Below are 22,066 nucleotides of genomic sequence, written 5' to 3'. Positions count from 1 at the left end.
TATGCCCAGCGACGACCACGCCCCCCGCGCCCCCCTCTCCCACCGGGTCCCCGACCTCGGAGCGCTGGAGCTGCTGCTCGCCGTCGCCCGCCACGGCAGCCTCGGCCGGGCCGCCAGGGACGTCGGCATCACCCAGCCCGCCGCCTCCAGCCGCATCCGCTCCATGGAACGGCAGCTCGGCGTCGCCCTGCTCGACCGCTCCCCGCGCGGCTCCCGGCTCACCGACGCGGGCGCGCTCGTCACCGACTGGGCGCGCCGGATCGTGGAAGCCGCCGAATCGTTCGACGCGGGGGCGCAGGCGCTCCGCGACCGCCGGGACTCCCGGCTGCGGGTCGCGGCCAGCATGACGATCGCCGAGTACCTGCTGCCGGGCTGGCTGATCGCCCTGCGCGCCGAGCGCCCGGACACGGCCGTCTCGCTCCTCGTCGGCAACTCGGCGGACGTCGCCCGGCGGCTGGTCACCGGCGAGGCCGACCTGGGGTTCGTCGAGGGCCTGTCGATACCGGAGGGCCTGGACGGCACCGTCATCGCCCACGACCGCCTCGTCGTCGTGGTCGCCCCCGGCCACCCGTGGGCCCGCCGCCGCACCCCGCTGCTGCCCGGTGAACTTGCTGCCACCCCGCTGATCCTGCGCGAACACGGCTCCGGCACCCGCCAGGTCCTGGACGCGGCCCTGGCCGTCCACGGCGGGCTCGCCCAGCCGCTGCTGGAGCTCTCCTCCACGACCGCCGTGAAGGGCGCGGCGGAGAGCGGCGCCGGACCCTGCGTCCTGAGCGAACTGGCCCTGGGCGAGGAGCTGTCCGCCCGCCGCCTGGTCAAGATCCCGGTCGCGGGCGTACGGCTGCGCCGCCAGCTGCGGGCCGTCTGGCCTGCGGGCCACCGCCCCACGGGCCCGGCCCGCGACCTGCTCTCCCGCACCGGGCGGGACGGGGTGCCGGGTGCTCCGTAACCGCTTCGAACGCCCGGTGGCCGCCTAGGGTGTGTCCATGAGCTTCGCGACGCCGCCCGGCTGGTATCCGGACGCGGGGGCACCCGGCACCGAGCGCTGGTGGGACGGCACGGCGTGGACCGCGCACACCCGCGCGTCCGCCGCCGCCCACCACGTACCGCACGCGCCCGCGCAACAGCCGTACGCCCCCCAGACGTTCGGACCTCCGACCGCACCCGTACCTCCCCGGGGCGGCGGCCGCACGGGGGTCCTGGCGATCGCGCTCTCGGGCGCGCTGGTCCTCGCCACGGCCGTCACCGCGGTGTTCCTGCTGGGCCCCGACGACAGCGGTACGGGAGCGGCCCCGGGGCCGGGCGCCGCGACGGACACCCCCGCCCCCACCGCACCCGCCACGGCCTCCGCGACCCCCTCGCCCTCCCCGTCCACGGGCGACCCGGACGAGGACCCCGCCGTGCTTGTCGACCAGCTCAACGGGATCACACTGGCGGTGCCGGACGGCTGGGAGAAGTCGACAAGGGCGTCCGACGCCGTGCCCACCATGCGTACGGCGGTCTCCTACGACTGCCCCGGCACCGACGCGTCCTTCTGCTACCGGGGCACCGTCTCCACCCGCACCGCCCGGGCCGGGGAGAGCGACCCCGAGGCCATCGCCGAGGCCGACATCACCACCGCCGCCGACAAGGCGTACGGGGAGGACGACCTCGGCCGCAGCACCCACGGCGGCATCACGTCCCACAAGGTGCTCGCCTCGAAGCCGGTGACCGTCGCCGGGCGCACCGGACACCTGGTGCGCTGGCAGGTCGTCACCGGGAAGGGCCCCGGCGGGACCGTGCAGTCGCTGGCCTTCCCGTCGACGGTGGGCAGCGGCACCCCGGTGATCGTCCGGTTCGCCTTCGACGCGGGCCGCGCGGAGCTGCCGGTCTCCCTGATGGACACGATCACCCGGTCCATCCGGCCGATCGGGGACAGCGCGACGAGCGGCGGGGTGGGCGCGTCGATCGGCCCCTGAACCCCGCCCCGGGGGGCAGGGCTCAGAGGAAGGTCTTCCCCTCACCCCGGTACGTCGGAACGGTCGCCGTGACCCGGTCGCCCTCGATCAGCCGCAGCGCGTCGAACCGCTCGCACAGCTCACCGGCCTTGGCGTGCCGGAACCAGACCTTGTCACCGATCAGCAGATCGTCGGCGGGGGAGCCCAGCAGCGGCGTCTGGACCTCGCCCGCGCCCTCCTGCGGGTCGTAGCGCAGCCCTTCGGGGAGGTACGGAACCGGGGATCGGTCCGCCCCGGCGGCCCCCGAGGCCGGGTACCCGCCACCGAGCACCGTCACCACGCCCACGCCGGGCCGCCGCACCACGGGCTGCGCGAACAGGGCCGCCGGGCGGGCGGTGAACGAGGTGTAGTTGTCGAAGAGGCGCGGCACGTACAGCCCCGAACCGGCCGCGATCTCCGTCACCGCGGCCTCGGCCGCCGTGTGCTGCACACTGCCGGTGCCGCCGCCGTTGACGAACTCCAGGTCGGGCGCGACCGCCCGCACGGCCCGCACCACCTCGGCGCGCCGGACGGCCAGCTCCTTGCGGGCGGTGGCCTGCATCAGCCGGATCGCCCGGGACCGCAGCGGCCGTCCGGCGACCGCGTCACCGACCCCGGCGACATGCCCCTCGTACGCCATCAGCCCCACCAGCCGGAACCCCGGCCTGCGGGCCACCGAGCGGGCCAGCTCGGCGAGTTGGGCGGGGGAGCGCAGGGGCGAACGGAGCGCCCCGATCCTGATCCGGCCGCCCAGCAGCCGCAGCGAGGTGTCCAGCTCCAGGCAGACCCGGATCTCCTCCTGCCCACCGGCCCGGGAGGCGTCGATCAGCTCCAGCTGGGAGTGGTCGTCCACCATCACCGTCACGGCGGCGGCCAGCTTCGGATCGGCCGCCAGCTCGGCGAAGGCGCTCCGGTCGGCGGACGGATACGCCAGCAGCACGTCCTCGAACCCGGCGCGCGCCAGCCACAACGACTCCGCCAGCGTGTACGACATGATCCCGGCGAACCCGGGCCGCGCGAGCACCCGCTCCAACAGGGCCCGGCACCGCACGGACTTGCTCGCCACCCGGACGGGCTTCCCGCCCGCCCGGGCCACCAGATCGTCGGCGTTGTCGTCGAACGCCTCCAGATCGACGATGGCGATCGGGGCGTCGAGATGGGCGGTGGCCCGGTTGTAGCGGGTCCGGTCAGCGGCGCGGGCAGTCATGGGCGCAGCTTGCCAGAGAGCGCTACCCCTGGGTAGGGGACGTTCGGGGCAGATCCGCCGAGGCCGGACGTCCCGTTCCCCGCCGTGCGCCCGCAGCCCGTAGAGTGACGGGCACGCGAGCACCAACGCGCCTGGCGGTGGCGGTGATCCGTGGTCGGTACGGGTACGTGAACCAGGGGGCCGGATGAGTACCGAAGCGCAACGCGCTCCTGTACCCCCGCGCCCGACGACCCCACCCAGGCAGACCCCCTCCGCACCGCCGCAGACGCCTGTGCCACCGCCGCAGACGGCCGTGTCGCCGACGCCTACGCCTGTGCCGCCGACGCCTGTGTCGCAGACGCCTTCGGTCCCGGCGCCCTCGCGGACTCCTCAGGTTCCGGGGCCTCCCGCGCCTTCACCGGCCCCTGCGGCTCCGGCGGGCTCCGTGCCTCCGCGGTCCTCCGGGACACCGGCGGTTCCCGCGCCCGCGCGGGCGCCTGGTGGTGCAGGCGCCCCGCAAGTCCCGGGCGTTTCCTCCGCCCCGCAGCCCCCGGGGGCGCCTTCCGCCCCTGTGCCCCCGCAGGCATCTTCGGCTCCGGCGACTCCCGCGCCTTCGCGGGTCTCCTCTGTGCCGGGAGTTCCTGCGCCTACGCGTGCCCCCGTTGCGCAGGCGATTCCGTCGCCTGCGCGGGCGCCTGGTAGCGCACGCGCCCCGCAGCCCCCGGGTGTCTCTTCCGCCCCTGTGCCCCCGCCCGGGCCTTCCGCCTCAGCGTCCCCGCCGCCCCCGCGCACCTCTCCCGCCCCGGTGTCCCCGCCGCCCCCGCAGGCACCCCGCGTCCCACCCGTACAACCGGACACGGCACCCAAGCCTGCGGCGGCTGCCACCTCGATGACGCCGCCGCCGGCACCCGCCGGAGCCGCCGCCCCCACGCCCCCCGGCGCGTCCGGGTCCCGTCCCGCCGACCCGTACCCCACACATCCCGGGCCGCCCCCCCGCTTTCACCCGGGGCAGGGCCGTGGGGGGCCGTCGGCCTGGGTCCCGCGCCGGGAGCCGTGCCGTCGGCGCCGGGGGCTTACCGGGGGCCGGCGCGTTACGGCTATCCCGAGACGCCCGTGGAGACCACCACCCGGCTCCGGCCCGTTCCGCCCCGGCAGCGGTGGCGGGGGCCCGTGGCCGCGGCCTGTGTCGTCCTCGGGCTCGGGCTGATCGGTGGTGCGGTCACCGGGGCCTGGCTGACCGGGGATTCCTCCGCCGAGCCCACCCGGACCCCGTACACCACCGCCCGTACCGTCTGGCACAGCGTCCCCGTCGACACCCTCTTCCCGCGCACGCTCAAGGGGCCCGGGGCCGGTCCCGGCGGGACGAACCGGACCTGGACCCGGCTGGCCGTCGACGCCGACAGCGACTGCTCCAAGGGGCTCGACCCGCTGCTGCGCACCACCCTGCGGTCCGTCGGCTGCGAGCGGATGGTCCGCGCCACCTACACCGACTCGACCCGCTCCGGCGTCACCACCGTCGGCATGGTCGTCACCGAGGCCGACGCCCCCGGGATGCAGGCCCTGAGCGCCCGGTTCACCGAGCAGGGGCTCGCCGCGCGCAAGGACCTGATGCCGCGTCCGTACGCCCCCGAGGGCACCCTCGCCGCCGGGTTCGGCGACCGGCAGCGGGCCAGCTGGACCGTCCGGCCGCTCACCGAGCTCCCGGTCGTCGTCTTCGCCGTCTCCGGCTTCGCCGACGCGCGGAGGGTCGCCGAACCGCAGCCCGCCGAAGCGGCGACGGAGGCGGGCGCCACCACCGATGTCGCCCAGGCCGGGCTCGGCCACGAGGCGAAGGGTGTCGCGGACGGGGTGGAGCAGGGGCTGCGCAGGACCGTCACCGATCTCACGGAGCCACCGGAATGACCCGACGACGACCCCACCGCGCGCTCGCCGCGGTCTGCGCCGCCGCCGTCCTCGCGCTCACCCCCGCCGCCCCCGCCCACGCGGACGCCATCCGCGACCAGCAGTGGGCCCTGGCCGCGCTGCACACCGACCGGGCCTGGCAGACCACGAAGGGCGCGGGCATCACCGTCGCCGTCCTGGACACCGGGGTCGACGGCTCCCACCCCGACCTCGCGGGCCAGGTGCTCCCCGGCAAGGACCTCGTCGGCTTCGGCGCCACGAAGGGCGACCCCTCCTGGGCCCTGCACGGCACCGCGATGGCCGGGATCATCGCGGGACGCGGCAACGGCCCGGGGCGCACCGACGGCATCCTCGGCATCGCGCCCGAGGTCAAGATCCTTCCCGTGCGGGTGATCCTGGAGTCCAAGGACCCCGCCCGCGCCGAGGCCCGCAAGACCCGGGGCACCGCGCTGGCCAAGGGCATCCGCTGGGCCGCCGACAACGGCGCCGACGTCATCAATCTCTCGCTGGGCGACGACAGCGAGTCCGCCCACCCGGACCCGGGCGAGGACTCCGCCATCCAGTACGCCCTGTCCAAGGGCGTCTCCGTGGTCGCGTCGGCGGGCAACGGCGGCGAGAAGGGGGACCGGATCTCCTACCCGGCCGCCTACCCCGGTGTGATCGCCGTCGCCGCCGTCGACGAGTACGGCACCCACGCCTCCTTCTCCACCCGCCGCTGGTACGCCACCGTCAGCGCCCCCGGCGTCGACATCGTGGTCGCCAACCCGGACGGCCACTACTACATCGAGTGGGGCACCTCGGCCGCCGCCGCCTTCGTCTCCGGAGCCGTCGCCCTGGTCCGCGCGGCCCACCCCGGCCTCGACCCCGCACAGATCAAGAAGCTCCTCGCGGACACCGCCCGCGACGCCCCCGCCGAGGGCCGCGACGACGCCCGGGGGTACGGCATCGTCGACCCGGCGGAGGCCATCGAGGCGGGCTCCCGGCTGCGCCCCGGCGAGCTGAGCGCCCAGGCGGCCACGGCGGGCCACCGCAAGAAGTACTTCGGCCCGGGCCCCACCCCGCCGCCCGCCGAGGACGATGCGGTCAACTGGGCCGCCCCGCTGGCGGGCGGCCTCGGCGCGGCCCTGCTGGCGGCGGCCGTCGTCCTGTGGCGGGGCCGGAACGCCCCCGGCCGACGCTGACCGGACCGCACGGCCGGTCGCGCCCGCCGCCGGACGACCGGTCACCGCGCCGCACGATGACGACGGCGGCCAGGCCCAGGGCCAGGCCGAGCGCGGTCCGGGGGCCGAACGGTTCATCGAACATCAGCGCTCCCCACACCGCCGTGACCGGGGCCATGAGAAACATGAGCGTATTGACCGCGGTGACTCCGGAGCGCCTCAGGATCAGCCAGTACAGCCCGTACCCGCCGAAGGTGGACAGCGCGACCAGCCAGCCGATCGCGACCCAGAACGACGCCTCGGCGGGCGGCCGCGCGGCTCCCGTACCCACGGCGAGCGCCGTGAAGACGACGGTGCTGGTGGCGCAGTGGACGGTCAGCGACACCGAGGGCGCGACCCGCGCAGGGGAGCGGCCCTCGAGGAACGTGGCCGCCACCAGCGCCAGCATCCCGACGAACGGCACCGCGTAGGCCCACCGGGCGACCCCGGGGCCGGCCGAGGCGTCGGCCAGGGTCACCACGGCCACACCGGCCGCCCCCAGGCCCAGGCCCAGCCACTGCCTCCGCGAGACGAACTGATGGAGCAGGGGCCCGGCGAGCGCCCCGGCCACCAGGGGCTGGACCCCGTCGATCAGAGCCGTGGTGCCGGTGGAGACGCCGAGCTGGATCGCGTAGTAGACGGTGAGCAGATAGCCGCTCTGCGACAGCGCGCCGATCACGGCCTGCCGCCCCACGTCCCGGGCCGAAAGGCCCCGCCAGGACGCCCGTGTGACGGTCACCGCGACGGCGATCAGGACCACGGTCAGCGGCAGGAACCGCCACATCAGGACCGTGACGGCGGACGCGCTGCCCGCACCGAGCTTGGCCCCGATGAACCCGGAGCTCCAGCACAGCACGAAGGCGGCCGAGAGAAGGACGTTCACGCCGCACCTCCGGTAAACAGATCGGTATACCCGCTCTCGACTATACAGATCGGTATACTCGCCTTCATGGGCAGTACGGAGAAGACGCGACGGATCACGATGACGCCTGCCGCGCGACGCGCTCTGGCGGCGGCCGAGAGGCTGTTCTACGAGCGCGGCATCCACGCGGTCGGGGTGGATCTGATCGCCGCCGAGGCCGGGGTCACCAAGAAGACCCTCTACGACCGGTTCGGCTCCAAGGAGCAGATCGTCGTGGAGTACCTCGCCCACCGCGACGAGCGCTGGCGGGCCTTTCTCGCCGAGCGCCTCGACGCCGCCGGGCCGGGTCCGGCGGAGCGCGTCCTGGCCGTCTTCGACGCCTCGCGGGCGTGGTCGTCGGAGAACGGCCCCAAGGGGTGCAGCATGGTCAACGCCCACGCCGAGATCAGCGACCCGGCCCACCCGGCCCACGCGATCATCACCGGACAGAAGCAGTGGATGCTGGCCCTGTTCACCCGGCTCGCCGAGGAGGCCGCGCCCGACGGCGCCGACCGCCTGGCCCGGACGCTCATGCTGCTCCACGAGGGCGCGCTGGTCGCCCACGGTCTGAACGTCTTCCCCGATCCCTTCGCACGCGCCCGCGAAGAGGCGCGCGCCCTTCTCGCCGCGGCCGGGCGAGGGGCCGCGCCGGGGCGTCGCGCCTGAGCCCCGCCCTGCGGCCGGGGCACCGGCCCCCAGGCACTACGCTCGTCCCGTGGCCCTCAAGAACATCCCGGACTCCGGTTTCTCCGACGACGACGGCTCGGCCTCCCCCGCCCTGACCAGCGCGCTCGACGCCTGGTCGCGGGACCGGAGCGCCGTCGGCCCGGTCCTCGCGGCGCTCCGCGACGCCCGGCTCCTGGTCCCTGTCGTCGCCGTCCTCGGTGAGGTGGAGGAGGACGAGAAGGGGCTGCGGCGCGAGAAGACCAGCGACATGGCCGTCCCCACCCTTCAGGCGGGCGACCGGCGCGCGCTGCCCGCCTTCACCTCGACCGACTCGCTGGCCCGCTGGGACCCCGAGGCCCGCCCCGTCGCCGTACCGCTGCACCAGGCCCTCCAGGCCGCCGCGCACGAGAAGGCCGACACCGTGGTGCTGGACCTCGCCGGGCCCGTCGCCTTCGAGCTGAGCGGTCAGGCGCTGCTGGCCCTCGCCGAGAACCGCACCAGCACCGACCCGCTCCAGGACCCGGTGGTGCTCGATGCCGTACGGGAGGTCGTCGCCGCCGAGCCCGCCGTGCTCCGCGCCCACCTCGGCCCGGGCCGCGCGGACGGCACCCTCGCCCTCGTGCTCGCCCCGGACGCTGTTCCCGCCGAGGCGGCCCGCCGGGTCGCCGAGGCGCTCTCCGGCAGCGAGGCGCTCCGGGCCCGGCTCGTCGGCGGACTGGACCTGGCCCTGCTGCCGGCCGGAGCCGGTGCGCCGGGGGAGCCGCTGTTCAGCCGCTGAGGCCGCGGGTGCAGGTACACGTGTGAGCCCGCCGCCCCGGCAGACGCAGGGGCGGCGGGCTCATGCCATGTACGTACGGTCGGAGACCTAGCCGTAGACCGGACCCGTGTACTTCTCGCCGGGGCCCTGGCCGGGCTCGTCCGGTACCAGCGACGCCTCGCGGAAGGCGAGCTGGAGGGACTTCAGGCCGTCGCGCAGCGGGGAGGCGTGGAAGGTGCTGATCTCCGTGGTGCTCGCGTCCAGCAGTCCGGCCAGGGCGTGGACCAGCTTGCGGGCCTCGTCGAGGTCCTTGTGGGCCTCGCCCTCCTCGGTCAGGCCGAGCTTCACCGCGGCGGCGCTCATCAGGTTGACGGCGACCGTCACGATGACCTCGACGGCGGGGACCTCCGCGATGTCGCGGGCCATGTCGTCGAAGCCGGGGTTCTCACTGCTGGGGGTCGCGTCGCTCATGCCCACACGATAAGGCCAGGCCCGGGCCGCCCCGTCGCCGGGAGCCCGTAGGGGGCGGGTGACGGAGGATTGGTGCACCGGCGAGCGGGATGCTAACCTTGTGTAACGACCGGCCGGACACCTATGTGCTCGGCCCACAAGTGGAGGCTCCGATCTCCCACCTGACCGTCCTCGCGGACGGCGGGTCACCGGTCAGACGGTCCCCATCGTTCCGTACGGACGATGGAGCCGTTCGATGCGCCCCGCGGTTGACCGTGGCGGTGTTCCGGTAGTTCATGGAGCCCCGCCTGTGTCCCGTCCGGGGCTTTTTGCCGTTCCGGTGCGGTGGTCGACGTTATCCACGTAACGCGGCTGTCCGCCAGGCGGTCGCGTGGTGCTACCGAGGAGGATCCATCAGCGCCGAGCCCCGCATCAACGACCGGATTCGCGTTCCCGAGGTCCGACTTGTCGGTCCCAGCGGCGAGCAGGTCGGGATTGTTCCGCTTGCCAAGGCCCTGGAACTCGCACAGGAGTACGACCTCGACCTGGTCGAGGTGGCGGCGACAGCCCGTCCGCCCGTGTGCAAGCTCATGGACTACGGGAAGTTCAAGTACGAGTCGGCCATGAAGGCCCGTGAGGCGCGCAAGAACCAGGCGCACACGGTCATCAAGGAGATGAAGCTCCGGCCGAAGATCGACCCGCACGACTATGACACCAAGAAGGGTCACGTCGTCCGGTTCCTCAAGCAGGGCGACAAGGTCAAGATCACGATCATGTTCCGTGGTCGTGAGCAGTCCCGCCCCGAGCTGGGCTTCCGACTGCTCCAGCGTCTCGCTTCGGACGTGGAGGACCTGGGCTTCATCGAGTCCAACCCGAAGCAGGACGGCCGGAACATGATCATGGTTCTGGGCCCGCACAAGAAGAAGACCGAAGCCATGGCCGAGGCCCGCGAGGCCCAGGCCGCCCGCAAGGCGGGGCGTCAGGGCTCGACCGACGCCGCGTCCCAGGGTGACTCCGCCGATGCCCCGGCAGCGGCGGCCGAGGCTCCGGCCGACACACCTTCCGAGGCGTGACCTTCGGGGGCCGCCATCCAGGCGCCCCCGGGTCCCCCCGGAACCCCATAGAGATCTGACGCCCCTGCAGTCCGGTGCCCCGCACCGCGAGGGGCGCCACTGACGAGGAGAGAACGGCGCGATGCCGAAGAACAAGACGCACAGCGGTGCCAGCAAGCGCTTCAAGATCACCGGCTCCGGCAAGGTGCTCCGCGAGAGGGCCGGCAAGCGCCACCTGCTCGAGCACAAGTCGTCCAAGAAGACCCGCTCGCTGACCGGCACGGTCGTCGTGGCTCCGGCCGACGCCAAGAAGATCAAGAAGCTTCTCGGCAAGTGAGGCTCGGCCCCCGGACCTTCTCCGGGGGCACGACCTCGATCACACCGGGACCAATTCGTTTCCGGGCCGTGTGAAGACACCCACGGCCCCGCTACAAGGAGTTAACAAGTGGCACGCGTCAAGCGGGCAGTCAACGCCCACAAGAAGCGCCGGGCAATCCTCGAGGCGGCCAAGGGCTACCGCGGGCAGCGCTCGCGCCTGTACCGCAAGGCCAAGGAGCAGGTCACCCACTCCCTGGTCTACAACTACAACGACCGCAAGAAGCGCAAGGGCGACTTCCGTCAGCTGTGGATCCAGCGCATCAACGCCGCTGCCCGCCAGAACGGCATGACGTACAACCGCCTCATCCAGGGTCTGAAGGCCGCCAACATCGAGGTGGACCGCAAGATCCTGGCCGAGCTCGCGGTCAACGACGCCAACGCGTTCGCCGCTCTCGTCGAGGTCGCTCAGAAGGCCCTCCCGAGCGACGTCAACGCCCCGAAGGCCGCCTGATCCAGGCCCCACCTTCCAGGTATGTGAACCGGACCCGCAGGCGCACGCCGTCTGCGGGTCCGGTGCGTTGACCCCCCTGACCCCCATCCCGTACGCAGAGAGGCTCGCCGCCGACCATGGGCACCCCCGAACTGATCTCCCCGCGCTCCCCGCGCGTCGCCGCCGCCCGTCGGCTGGCCCGCCGCAACTTCCGCGGCAAGGAGCGCAGGTTCATCGCCGAGGGGCCCCAGGCCGTGCGCGAGGCCGCCGCCCACCGGGGCGGTGACGGCGAGCCCACCCTCATCGAGCTGTTCGCCACCCCCGAGGCCGCCGAGCGGTACGCCGACATCATCGGCGCCGCCCACACGGCGGGCGCCCGGGTCCACCTGGCCGGTGCCGACGTCCTCGCCGACGTCTCGCAGACCGTCACCCCGCAGGGCCTGATCGGCGTCTGCCGCTTCCTGGACTCCCCCTTCCCGGAGATCCTGGCCGCGAAGCCGACCCTGGTGGCGGTTCTGGCCAACGTCCGCGACCCCGGGAACGCCGGTACGGTACTGCGCTGCGCGGACGCGGCCGGTGCCGACGCCGTGGTGCTGACCGATGCCTCGGTGGACCTCTACAACCCCAAGTCCGTACGGGCGTCGGTCGGTTCGATCTTCCACCTGCCCGTCGCCGTCGGCGTCCCCGTCGAGCAGGCCGTGCAGGGGCTCCGGGACGCCGGGGTGCGCATCCTCGCCGCCGACGGGGCCGGTGCCGACGACCTGGACGACGAGCTGGACGCGGGCACCATGGGGGGGCCCACCGCCTGGGTCTTCGGCAACGAGGCGTGGGGGCTCCCCGAGGAGACCCGCGCGCTCGCCGACGCCGTCGTCCGCGTCCCGATCCACGGCAAGGCGGAGAGCCTCAACCTCGCCACCGCCGCCGCCGTCTGCCTCTACGCGTCCGCCCGCGCACAACGCCCGCGCCGCGCCCCCGACGCGTAGCGGAACGCCCGTCCGACGGCCCGTCACCGATCGGTCCCGGCCATTCCGCTTCCGCGCCCACCGGCGCACTCCCTCCGCGCGCCCCCGCAGGGTGTCGCCGGTTCACCACCGACTAGTAGGGTGACGAACTCGGGGGCCCACTGCACCGGTTCGAGAGGTGGGGTTACGGGATAATGGCTGTCGGCATGAGCTCGCCGCGACCGGCGCACACCGCCGCCGCGCGCGACGGGGGCGGGGACCAGGGCGGGATTTCGGCCGCCCGGGACACCACCGGCCCCGAAGCCGTCCCGGACACCGCCGACGGCGAGGCCCATCCGCATTCCACCGGTCCCGAAGCCGCCCACGGCATCACCGACACCACCGGCGCCGAACCCGTTCCGGCTCCCACCGGCACCGCGACCACCCCGGACACCGCCGGTCCCGAAACCGCCCACGGCACCCCGGACACCACCGGCACCGCACACGTCGGTGCCCCCTCCGTCGGCATCGACCCCGACGACCTTCCCGACGGGCTCGTCGTCGCCGACGAGAGCGGCCGTGTCATCTGCTTCAACGCCGCCGCCGTCCGGATCACCGCCACCCCCCGCGCCGAGGCGATCGGCCGCCCCCTGGCGGCGGCCCTCCCGCTGGAGGACCTCAAGGGCAAGCGCTGGTGGGCGCTGACCGATCCGTACGGCGGGCTCGCCACCCGGGGCGGCCAGCCCGAGCGGAACCTGCTGCTGCCCGGCGGCCGTGAGGTGCTGGTCTCCGCCCGTTACGTACGCGAGCACCCCACCGGCCCCGTACGCCGGGTCGTGGTCTCGCTGCGCGGCACCGAGGCCCGTCGGCGTACCGAACGCAGCCACGCCGAGCTCATCGCCACCGTCGCCCACGAGCTGCGCTCCCCGCTCACCTCGGTGAAAGGGTTCACCGCCACCCTGCTCGCCAAATGGGAGCGCTTCACCGACGACCAGAAGCGGCTGATGCTGGAGACCGTCGACGCGGACGCGGGCCGGGTCACCCGGCTCATCGCCGAGCTGCTCGACATCTCCCGGATCGACTCCGGCCGTCTGGAGCTGCGCCGCCAGCCCGTCGACATCTCCGCCGCCGTCGCCCGCCACATCCAGGCCCTCATCGCGGGCGGCCAGGCCCCCGAACGCTTCCGGGTCCGCGCCCGGGGACCGCTGCCCGATCTGTGGGCCGACCCCGACAAGGTCGACCAGGTCCTCGGGAACCTCCTGGAAAACGCGGTGCGCCACGGCGAGGGAACCGTCACCATCGATATCGCCCCCGCACCCGCGCCGGGCACCTGCGACGAGACGGGAACGGCGGTCACGGTGAGCGACGAGGGCCCCGGCATCCCCGAGGAGTCGATGGGCCGTGTCTTCACCCGCTTCTGGCGGGGGAGCAAGCGCGGTGGCACCGGCCTCGGCCTCTACATCGTCAAGGGCATCGTCGAGGCGCACGGCGGCACCATCACCGTCGACCGGGGGCCCGGAGGCGGGGCCGAGTTCCGATTTATCCTGCCCGTGAGCACGCCCGCCTACCTGGCGTGAGCGGCCCACGGGCGCCCCGACCGTCCTGCGGCCTTTAGACTCGACCTTTGGCACCTTTGCGTCCTCCGGTCGTCGAGCGGGGTCGCGCCACCAGCCAATCGGAAGCACGGGAAGAGATGTCGGCACCGAACAAGTCGTACGACCCAGTCGAGGTCGAGGCACTGAAACCGGAAGAGATCGAGCGCATGCGGGACGAGGCGTTCGCCGCCTTCGCCGCCGCCGGCGACCTCGACGCGCTCGCCCAGGCGAAGACCGCGCACACCGGAGGTACCTCGCCCCTGTCGCTCGCCAACCGCGAGATCGGCGCCCTGCCCCCGCAGGCCAAGGCCGAGGCGGGCAAGCGCGTGGGCCAGGCCCGCGGCGCCGTCTCCAAGGCGCTGGCCGCCCGCCAGGCCGAGCTGGAGGCCGAGCGCGACGCCCGGGTGCTCGTCGAGGAGGCCGTGGACGTCACACTGCCCTACGACCGCACCCCGGCCGGCGCCCGCCACCCGCTGACGACCATCATGGAGCGCGTCGCGGACGTCTTCGTGGCCATGGGCTACGAGATCGCCGAGGGCCCCGAGGTCGAGGCGGAGTGGTTCAACTTCGACGCCCTGAACTTCGTGCCCGACCACCCGGCCCGCCAGATGCAGGACACCTTCTTCGTCCAGGGCACCACGGCCGACGGCAGGGCGACCGAGGGCGACGAGTCCGGTGTCGTACTCCGTACGCACACCTCGCCCGTCCAGGCCCGCTCGCTCCTGGAGCGCAAGCCCCCCGTCTACGTGGTCTGCCCCGGCCGGGTCTACCGCACCGACGAGCTGGACGCCACGCACACCCCGGTCTTCCACCAGATCGAGCTGCTCGCCGTCGACGAGGGCCTCACCATGGCCGACCTCAAGGGCACCCTGGACCACATGGTCCAGGCGCTCTTCGGGCCGGACATGAAGACCCGCCTGCGGCCGAACTTCTTCCCGTTCACCGAGCCGTCCGCCGAGATGGACATGGTCTGCTACGTCTGCCGCGGCGAGTCCGTCGGCAACCCCGACCGCCCCTGCCGCACCTGCGGCAGCGAGGGCTGGATCGAGCTCGGCGGCTGCGGCATGGTCAACCCCAAGGTGCTCACCGCCTGCGGTGTGGACCCCAAGAAGTACAGCGGATTCGCCTTCGGGTTCGGCATCGAACGGATGCTGATGTTCCGCCACAACGTCGAAGACATGCGAGACATGGTCGAGGGTGACGTCCGGTTCACCCGGCCGTTCGGGATGGAGATCTGATGCGCGTCCCGCTTTCCTGGCTGCGGGAGTACGTCGACCTGCCGGAGACGGAGACCGGCCGTGACGTACAGGCCAAGCTCGTCTCCGTCGGGCTCGAGGTCGAGACCGTCGAGCAGATCGGCGCGGGCCTCAAGGGCCCCCTGGTCGTCGGACAGGTCCTGACCATCGAGGAGCTGGAGGGGTTCAAGAAGCCCATCCGCTTCTGCACCGTCGACGTCGGCACCGCCAACGGCACCGGCGAGCCGCAGGAGATCGTCTGCGGCGCCCGTAACTTCTCGGTCGGCGACAAGGTCGTCGTGGTCCTCCCGGGCGCGGTCCTGCCCGGCGACTTCGCGATCGCCGCGCGCAAGACGTACGGCAAGACCTCGCACGGCATGATCTGCTCCACCGACGAGCTGGGCATGGGCGACGACGGCACGCACGGCATCATCGTGCTGCCGCCGGAGCACGAGGTCGGCACCGACGCCATCGAGCTGCTCCAGCTCGTCGACGAGGTCCTCGACATCGCCGTCACCCCCGACCGGGGCTACTGCCTGTCGATGCGCGGGGTCGCCCGCGAGACCGCCATCGCGTACGGGCTGCCGCTGCGCGACCCGGCGCTCCTGGACGTGCCCGCGCCCAACGCGTACGGCTACCCGGTCCAGATCAGCGACCCGATCGGCTGCGACCGCTTCACCGCCCGCACCGTCACCGGACTCCAGCCCGAGGCCCGCTCCCCGATCTGGATGCAGCGCCGCCTGCAGAAGGCCGGGATGCGCCCGATCTCGCTCGCCGTCGACATCACCAACTACGTGATGCTGGAGCTGGGCCAGCCGCTGCACGCCTACGACCGCACCCGGGTCGAGGGCCCCATCGGCGTGCGCCGCGCCACCCAGGGCGAGAAGCTCACCACGCTGGACGGCACCGTCCGGGTGCTGGACGCCGAGGACCTGGTCATCACCGACGACCGGGGGCCGATCGGCCTCGCGGGCGTCATGGGCGGCGCCAACACCGAGATCGCCGACGCGGAGGGCGAGTCCGCCCTCACCACCGAGGTCGTCATCGAGGCCGCGCACTTCGACGCGATCTCCATCGCCCGCACCGCGCGCCGCCACAAGCTGTCCTCCGAGGCGTCCAAGCGCTTCGAGCGCGGCGTCGACCCGCAGGCCGCCGCCGCTGCCGCGCAGCGCACGGTCGACCTGCTGGTCCTCCTCGCGGGCGGCACCGCCGAGGCCGGGGTCACCGAGATCACCGCGCCGCACGCGCCGCGCACCATCGCCATGCCTGCGAACCACCCCGACAAGGTGGCCGGTGTGGAGTACGGGCGCGAGACCGTCGTCCGCCGCCTCCAGGAGGTCGGCTGCGACGTCTACGGGCAGGACGAGCTGATCGTCACCGTCCCGTCCTGGCGGCCGGACCTCAACGAGCCGAACGACCTGGCCGAAGAGGTCATCCGGCTGGAGGGCTACGAGAACCTGCCCTCCACCCTGCCGACACCCCCCTCCGGCCGGGGCCTCACCGACCGCCAGCGGCTGCACCGCCGCATCGGCCGGGTGCTGGCCGGAGCCGGTTACGTCGAGGCGCTCAGCTACCCGTTCATCGGGGACGCCGCCCTGGACCAGCTCGGCCTGGAGGCGGACGACGCCCGCCGCCGTACGGTCAAGCTCGTCAACCCGCTCTCCGACGAGGAGCCCGCGCTCCGCACCACGCTGCTGCCGGGCCTCCTCGGCGCACTGCGGCGCAACGACGGGCGCGGCAGCCACGACCTGGCGCTCTTCGAGACCGGGCTGGTCTTCCGGCCCACCGGCGAGGAGACGCCCGCCGTCCGGCTGCCCGTCGACCGCCGTCCCACCGACGAGGAGATCGCCGCACTCGACGCGGCCCTGCCGCGTCAGCCGCGCCGCGCCGCCGTCGTCCTCGCGGGCGCCCGCGAGCAGGCCGGCTGGTGGGGCAAGGGCACCCCGGCCACCTGGGCGGACGCCATCGAGGCGGCCCGCTCCATCGCCGCCGAGGCCGGTGTGGAGGTCACCGTCCGCGCCGACCAGCACGCCCCGTGGCACCCGGGCCGCTGCGCCGCGCTGTACGTCACCGTGAACGGCGAGGAGACCCTCTTCGGACACGCGGGCGAACTCCACCCGCGCGTCATCAAGGCACTCCACCTGCCCGAGCGGACCTGCGCCGCCGAGGTCGAGCTCGACGTCCTGGAGCAGGCCGTCGACGGAGCGCTCCAGGCACCCCGGATCTCCACCTTCCCGGTGGCGACCCAGGACGTGGCGCTCGTCGTCGCCGGGGACGTCCCGGCCGCCGACGTGGAGCGGGCGCTCCGCGAGGGCGCGGGTGAACTCCTCGAATCGCTGCGGCTGTTCGACGTCTTCACCGGTGAGCAGATCGGCGGGGGCAACAAGTCCCTGGCGTACGCGCTCCGCTTCCGCGCCGCCGACCGCACGCTGACCGTGGACGAGGCGTCGGCCGCCCGCGACAGCGCGGTGGCCCTGGCCGCCGAGCGCACGGGCGCGGTGCTGCGCGGGGCGTAGTACCCGCGAAGGCGTCGAGAAGGGGCGTATCCGGCCACCGGATACGCCCCTTCTCTCTTCTCTCGCGGGCGGCGGGGGATCGCGCGCGGACCGGATACGGAACCGGGAGGAAGCGCGGTTCCGGCCCCGGCCCGCAGCCACCCTCCTTCGTCGTTGGGCAGTGGGTCGTGCGATCCGGCGTCGTCCGCACGGCCACGGAGTGTCGGGCAGGCCGGCGGTGCGGACGGTGCGGTGCGGGTCGTCAACCGTTACGAGGGGGAGCCGACGACCCGGCCGCCTCTTGCGAGGAGCTCATTCAACCGAGCCCCGGCCCGGCGCGGCAGAGTGCACAGCAGGAGGGTTCGGGCATTCCGTTCACACCCCGTGTGAATCGTGCTCCACTAGGCTCATTGCGACACGCACCTGGGGGGTCCATGGAGCCGAATGTCCTGCTCGAATCCCTGATCGACGAGGCCGGGATGTCCCGGGCGGGGCTCGCCGGTCATGTCAACCGGGCGGGGAGGGCCAGGGGCCTGAGCCTGCGGTACGAACATACGGCGGTCTCCCGCTGGCTCAAGGGCCAGCGCCCGCGCGGCCAGGTGCCCGACCTGATCTGCGAGGTGCTGGGCGCCCGGCTGGCCCGCCCGGTCACGCTCGACGACATCGGCATGGGGACCTCCGGCGGCTGCGGCACGGAGACGGCCGCCCACCCCGCCTCCCTCTCCGGCTTCGTGGACCGGGCCACCGCCCTGTGGCGCTCGGACGAACAGCAGCGCCCCGACCTGGCCACCGTGCCCGCCGTCACCGGGACGACGGCGGTGATGCCGGTCTGGGAGTGGGAGAACCCGCCCGAGGACACCGATGTCTCCCGCCCCGGTCCCGGCCGGGTCAGCATGGCCGACATAGAGACGCTCCGGGCCGCGCGCGACCACTACGAGCAGATGTACCGCAAGGCGGGCGGCATCGCGACCAGACCCCGGATCGTCCGCTTCCTCAACGCCGAGGCCGCGCCCCTGCTGCGCGGCGGCCACAGCGACGCGCTCGGCCGACGGCTCCACCGGGCGACGGCGGCGCTGGTGGCGGTGGCGGGCATCTGCGCGTACGACTCCGACGCCCACGGCCTCGCCCAGCGCTACTTCCACCAGGCGCTGCGGCTCGCCAAGTCCAGCGGTGACCGGGCGCTCGGCGGCTATGTGATCGCCCTGCTGACCACCCAGTCCCTCTTCCTCGGGGAGCACCGCCGCTCCATCGCCTTCGCCGAGGCCGCGCTGCGGGCCGCCGGGGACCACATCACCCCGGCGCTCGCCGCCGACCTCCACGCCATGCAGGCCAAGGCGTACGCGCAGCTCGGTGACGCGGCGGGCGCCCGCGCCCGCATCGCGCGGGCCGAGGCGCAGGCGGGCCGCATCCACACCGGGCGGGAACCGGACGAGACCGGGTACGTCCAGCCGGGCCTGGTCGACGTCCAGGTGGCGGAGGCGCTGCTCAGCCTCGGGGATCTGGACGCGGCACGGGAGCACGCGGCCTCCGCCGTGCGCGCCCCGGCGCACGACCGGGGGCGCGTGCACCGGCTCGCGATGCTCAGCCATATCGAGCTGCTCCAGGGCGAGCCGGACCGGGCCGCAGGTACGGCGGCCGAAATGGCCGAGCGGGCCCGGGGCATGGAGTCCCAGCGGCTGCGCGACCGGCTGCGTCAGGTGCGGCGGGAGCTGGCGGAGAGCGGCTGCGCCGACGCCGTACAGACGGCCGATCTCATCGGCGGGGCGCTCCGCGTGCCTCTGTGAGCTCCGCGGCGCACCCGCCACGCACGCGCCGTTCGTTCCCCTGCATGGCCGACCCTGCTGGCATGTTGCCCTCAACATGTCGAAAGGCGGCAGAACCGTGCAGTGGACGAACTTAAGCGAACAGAATGTGTATCAGAACCGTTGGTTCCGGGTGAACCTGGCGGATGTGGAGCTGCCCGACGGCAGCCACCTCGACCACTACGTCATCCGGCTGCGGCCGGTCGCGGCGGCCACCGTCGTCAACGCGGCGGACGAGGTGCTGCTGCTCTGGCGCCACCGCTTCATCACCGACAGCTGGGGATGGGAGCTGGCCGCCGGGGTCGTGGACGACGGCGAGGACATCACGGCGGCGGCCCGGGAGATGGAGGAGGAGACCGGCTGGCGCCCCGGCGAACTGCGCCCGCTGCTCACCGTGGAGCCCGCCAACGGCCTCACCGACGCCCGCCACCACCTCTACTGGGCGGAGGAGGGGCAGTACACGGGCCCGCCGCAGGACGCCTTCGAGTCCTCGCGCCGTGAGTGGATACCGCTGAAGCTGATCCCGGACATGATCGCCCGGGGCGAGGTGCCCGCAGCGAACATGGCGGCCGGGCTGCTGATGCTGCACCACCTGCGGCTGGGCTGAGGGGCCCGTGCCTCCCTCCCGTACGCGAGGAGGGCACCGGCCCGCTCCCGTACGCACGAGGAGCCGGCCCCGGGACCGTCCGGGACCGGCTCCTCGAAGCACCGGGGCGGGCTCAGTCGTACGGGTAGAAGCCCGAGCCCGTCTTGCGGCCGAGGCGGCCCGCGTCGACCATGCGCTGGAGCAGCGGGGGAGCGGCGTACAGCGGCTCCTTGTACTCCGCGTACATCGAGTCCGCGACCGAGGCCACGGTGTCCAGGCCGATCAGGTCCGCGAGCTTCAGCGGGCCCATCGGGTGGGCACAGCCCATCTCCATGCCGTTGTCGATGTCCTCACGGCTCGCGATGCCCGACTCGAACATCCGGATCGCGGAGAGCAGATACGGGATCAGCAGCGCGTTGACGACGAAGCCGGACCGGTCCTGGGCGCGGATCGCGTGCTTGCCCAGCACGTCATGGACCACGGCCTCGGCGCGCTTGATCGTCTCGTCCGACGTGGTCAGCGCCGGGATCAGCTCCACCAGCTTCTGGACGGGCGCCGGGTTGAAGAAGTGGATGCCGATGACCCGGTCCGGGCGCGAGGTCGCGACGGCCAGCTTCACCAGCGGGATGGAGGAGGTGTTGGAGGCCAGGATCGCGTCCTGCCGGACCACCACCTGGTCCAGAACCTGGAAAATCTCCGTCTTGACCTGCTCGTTCTCCACGACGGCCTCGATGACGAGGTCGCGGTCGGCGAACTCCCCGAGGTCGGTGGTGAAGCTGAGGCGGCCGAGGGTCTCGTCCCGCTCCTGCTCGGTGATCTTGCCGCGCTCGGCGGCCTTGGAGAGGGAGTTGTGCAGCCGGGTGCGGCCGATCTCCAGCGCCTCGCCGGTGGTCTCGGCGACCTTCACCTCGAGGCCGCTGCGGGCGCACACCTCCGCGATACCTGCGCCCATCTGGCCACAGCCCACCACCCCGACGCGTGCAATGTCGGCCATAGAGTCCGTCACCTCGTGCCTTTCGCTGTTCTCCGCAGTGCAGGGTCCGTCTGATTCCGGTGCCCGCCTCGACCCCACGACGTTACTCCGCGAGCCCGCCTCGGTGACCTGCGGGTCATCCGGCTACGGACGGGCATGATCCTGTTACGTAAAGCGATGGGGGTCGTGGTCGACGTGAAGGGACGAGTGTGGCGCATGGGACGTAGAGGGATGACCCGCAGAGCGCTGGTGGCGAGCGCGGCAGGGCTGGTGGCGGCGATGGCGACGGGCGGTGACGCGGCGGCCTCGCGGCGGGCCCGTTCCGAACGGGGCGGGGGCGGCGGCGAGGACGCCTTCGCGCGGGGCGAGATGCGCGGTGTGTGGATCGCCACGGTCGCCAACCTGGACTGGCCCTCCAGGCCCGGCCTGACGGCGGCGGCCCAGCGGGCCGAGCTCGTCGCCCATCTGGACCGGGCCGTCGAGCACCGGCTCAACGCGGTGGTGCTCCAGGTCCGGCCGACGGCGGACGCCCTGTGGCCCTCCCCGTACGAGCCGTGGGCCGACTGCCTCACCGGGGTCCAGGGCAAGGACCCGGGCTGGGACCCGCTCGCCACCGCCGTCCGCGAGGCGCACGACCGGGGGCTCGAACTGCACGCCTGGTTCAACCCGTACCGGGTGGCGAACCACACGGACCCCGCCCGCCTCGCCGCCTCCCATCCGGCCCGGCTCCATCCGGAGTGGGTCCTGCCGTACGGCGGGAAGCTCTACTACAACCCCGGGCTGCCGGAGGTCCGCCGCTTCGTCCAGGACGCGATGCTGGACGCCGTGCGCCGCTACGAGATCGACGCGGTGCACTGGGACGACTACTTCTACCCGTACCCGGTGGCGGGCCAGGAGTTCGAGGACGGTGACGCCTATGAGCGGTACGGCTCCGGCTTCCCGGACCGGGCCGCCTGGCGCCGCGACAACGTGGACCGGCTGGTGCGCGAGATGGGCGAACGCATCCGGGCGACCCGGCAGGGCGTCCGCTTCGGGATCAGCCCCTTCGCCGTCTGGCGCAACAAGGCCACCGACCCGCTGGGCTCCGACACCCGGGCGGGCGTGGAGACCTACGACGACCTGTACGCCGACACCCGCAAGTGGGTCCGGGAGGGGTGGCTCGACTACATCTGCCCGCAGATCTACTGGCACATCGGCCAGTCCGCCGCCGACTACGCCAAGGTCCTCGCCTGGTGGAGCCGGACCGTGCGGGGCACGGGCGTGGGGCTGTACGTGGGGGAGGCGCTGTACAAGGCGGGCGACCCGGCCCAGGCCGCCGCCTGGCAGGACCCGGCGGAGCTCTCCCGCCACCTCACCCTCGCCCGGGACCACGAGGAGGCGGGCGGGCACATCTTCTTCTCCGCCAAACACGCGGCGACGGACCGGATCGGCGCGCTGGCCCGGGTGGTCGCCGACCACTACCAGGACCGGGTGCGCGCGCCGCGCTGATCCGTGGGGCGGGGGCCGGGCCGCGCTGACCGGGGAGGGGCCGGGACTGAGTCG

Annotated in this window: 20 protein-coding genes; 16 read left to right on the top strand and 4 right to left on the bottom strand. The window is 73.5% G+C overall.

Annotation, left to right across the window (positions count from 1 at the left end; genetic code table 11):
* Position 1 precedes the first annotated feature (1 nt).
* Both B7C62_04705 and B7C62_04700 read left to right on the top strand, forming a co-directional pair.
* Positions 2 to 949 (top strand): LysR family transcriptional regulator, encoded by a 948-nt coding sequence (locus B7C62_04705; GenBank protein ARF71632.1) that lies wholly within the window; start codon positions 2 to 4, stop codon positions 947 to 949.
* Positions 950 to 986: 37 nt separating this feature from the next.
* The gene (locus B7C62_04700) at positions 987 to 1,958 is read left to right on the top strand and encodes a hypothetical protein (GenBank protein ID ARF71631.1); all 972 of its coding nucleotides are present in this window, start codon (positions 987 to 989) and stop codon (positions 1,956 to 1,958) included.
* 22 nt (positions 1,959 to 1,980) lie between these two features.
* Here B7C62_04700 and B7C62_04695 read toward each other — a convergent pair whose 3' ends face one another.
* Positions 1,981 to 3,183, bottom strand: coding sequence for an alanine racemase (locus B7C62_04695; protein ID ARF71630.1), 1,203 nt, complete (start codon positions 3,181 to 3,183; stop codon positions 1,981 to 1,983).
* Positions 3,184 to 4,215: 1,032 nt separating this feature from the next.
* Here B7C62_04695 and B7C62_04690 point away from each other — a divergent pair.
* Positions 4,216 to 5,064: a hypothetical protein gene (locus tag B7C62_04690; GenBank protein ID ARF71629.1), complete on the top strand. Its 849-nt coding sequence runs from the start codon at positions 4,216 to 4,218 to the stop codon at positions 5,062 to 5,064.
* Positions 5,061 to 6,245, top strand: a complete 1,185-nt coding sequence (locus B7C62_04685) for a type VII secretion-associated serine protease mycosin (GenBank protein ID ARF71628.1) — start codon at positions 5,061 to 5,063, stop codon at positions 6,243 to 6,245. Before B7C62_04690 ends, B7C62_04685 begins: the two co-directional genes overlap by 4 nt.
* On the opposite strand, the gene B7C62_04680 is transcribed toward B7C62_04685, so the two are convergent.
* Positions 6,148 to 7,146, bottom strand: coding sequence for an EamA family transporter (locus B7C62_04680; GenBank protein ID ARF71627.1), 999 nt, complete (start codon positions 7,144 to 7,146; stop codon positions 6,148 to 6,150). The two genes, B7C62_04685 and B7C62_04680, sit on opposite strands and share 98 nt — an antisense overlap.
* Before the next feature lie 66 nt (positions 7,147 to 7,212).
* Between B7C62_04680 and B7C62_04675 the strand changes: the two genes are divergently transcribed.
* Together B7C62_04675 and B7C62_04670 are read left to right on the top strand one after the other, a co-directional pair.
* A complete protein-coding gene (locus B7C62_04675; protein ID ARF71626.1) occupies positions 7,213 to 7,830 on the top strand; it encodes a TetR family transcriptional regulator in 618 nt (205 codons plus the stop codon).
* A gap of 49 nt (positions 7,831 to 7,879) precedes the next feature.
* Positions 7,880 to 8,608: a hypothetical protein gene (locus B7C62_04670; protein ID ARF71625.1), complete on the top strand. Its 729-nt coding sequence runs from the start codon at positions 7,880 to 7,882 to the stop codon at positions 8,606 to 8,608.
* An 87-nt stretch (positions 8,609 to 8,695) separates the two neighbouring features.
* Here the strand turns inward: B7C62_04670 and B7C62_04665 are convergent, their stop codons facing one another.
* A complete protein-coding gene (locus tag B7C62_04665; GenBank protein ARF71624.1) occupies positions 8,696 to 9,058 on the bottom strand; it encodes a DUF1844 domain-containing protein in 363 nt (120 codons plus the stop codon).
* A 392-nt stretch (positions 9,059 to 9,450) separates the two neighbouring features.
* On the opposite strand from B7C62_04665, the gene B7C62_04660 reads away from it, so the two are divergent.
* The 9 genes from B7C62_04660 (at position 9,451) to B7C62_04620 (ending at position 19,572) form a co-directional block, all read left to right on the top strand.
* Entirely contained in the window at positions 9,451 to 10,110 is a 660-nt protein-coding gene (locus B7C62_04660) for a translation initiation factor IF-3 (protein ID ARF76988.1), read from the top strand.
* 121 nt (positions 10,111 to 10,231) lie between these two features.
* Positions 10,232 to 10,426: a 50S ribosomal protein L35 gene (locus tag B7C62_04655; protein ARF71623.1), complete on the top strand. Its 195-nt coding sequence runs from the start codon at positions 10,232 to 10,234 to the stop codon at positions 10,424 to 10,426.
* A 108-nt stretch (positions 10,427 to 10,534) separates the two neighbouring features.
* Positions 10,535 to 10,918: a 50S ribosomal protein L20 gene (locus B7C62_04650; GenBank protein ID ARF71622.1), complete on the top strand. Its 384-nt coding sequence runs from the start codon at positions 10,535 to 10,537 to the stop codon at positions 10,916 to 10,918.
* A 116-nt stretch (positions 10,919 to 11,034) separates the two neighbouring features.
* Positions 11,035 to 11,880 carry an RNA methyltransferase gene (locus B7C62_04645; GenBank protein ARF71621.1) on the top strand — a complete coding sequence of 282 codons (846 nt, stop codon included), beginning with the start codon at positions 11,035 to 11,037 and terminating at the stop codon, positions 11,878 to 11,880.
* A gap of 485 nt (positions 11,881 to 12,365) precedes the next feature.
* Positions 12,366 to 13,415 (top strand): PAS domain-containing sensor histidine kinase, encoded by a 1,050-nt coding sequence (locus tag B7C62_04640; protein ARF76987.1) that lies wholly within the window; start codon positions 12,366 to 12,368, stop codon positions 13,413 to 13,415.
* Positions 13,416 to 13,531: 116 nt separating this feature from the next.
* Entirely contained in the window at positions 13,532 to 14,671 is a 1,140-nt protein-coding gene (locus B7C62_04635; protein ARF71620.1) for a phenylalanine--tRNA ligase subunit alpha, read from the top strand.
* Positions 14,671 to 17,184: a phenylalanine--tRNA ligase subunit beta gene (locus B7C62_04630; GenBank protein ARF71619.1), complete on the top strand. Its 2,514-nt coding sequence runs from the start codon at positions 14,671 to 14,673 to the stop codon at positions 17,182 to 17,184. The genes B7C62_04635 and B7C62_04630 overlap by 1 nt, the downstream gene beginning before the upstream one ends.
* A gap of 413 nt (positions 17,185 to 17,597) precedes the next feature.
* Positions 17,598 to 18,947: a transcriptional regulator gene (locus B7C62_04625; protein ID ARF71618.1), complete on the top strand. Its 1,350-nt coding sequence runs from the start codon at positions 17,598 to 17,600 to the stop codon at positions 18,945 to 18,947.
* Positions 18,948 to 19,044: 97 nt separating this feature from the next.
* Complete coding sequence (locus B7C62_04620; GenBank protein ARF71617.1) at positions 19,045 to 19,572, top strand: NUDIX hydrolase; 528 nt, start codon at positions 19,045 to 19,047, stop codon at positions 19,570 to 19,572.
* Positions 19,573 to 19,684: 112 nt separating this feature from the next.
* On the opposite strand, the gene B7C62_04615 is transcribed toward B7C62_04620, so the two are convergent.
* Positions 19,685 to 20,545 (bottom strand): 3-hydroxybutyryl-CoA dehydrogenase, encoded by an 861-nt coding sequence (locus B7C62_04615; GenBank protein ID ARF71616.1) that lies wholly within the window; start codon positions 20,543 to 20,545, stop codon positions 19,685 to 19,687.
* A 228-nt stretch (positions 20,546 to 20,773) separates the two neighbouring features.
* Here B7C62_04615 and B7C62_04610 point away from each other — a divergent pair, with 228 nt between their 5' ends.
* A complete protein-coding gene (locus tag B7C62_04610; GenBank protein ID ARF76986.1) occupies positions 20,774 to 22,012 on the top strand; it encodes a hypothetical protein in 1,239 nt (412 codons plus the stop codon).
* Positions 22,013 to 22,066 lie beyond the last annotated feature (54 nt).

It is taken from the genome of Kitasatospora albolonga (genome assembly GCA_002082585.1).
In the GTDB taxonomy this organism is placed as follows: Bacteria; Actinomycetota; Actinomycetes; order Streptomycetales; family Streptomycetaceae; genus Streptomyces; species Streptomyces stephensoniae.
Note: the sequence above shows the minus strand (reverse complement) of the source record. Positions and strands in the feature narration are given on the sequence as shown.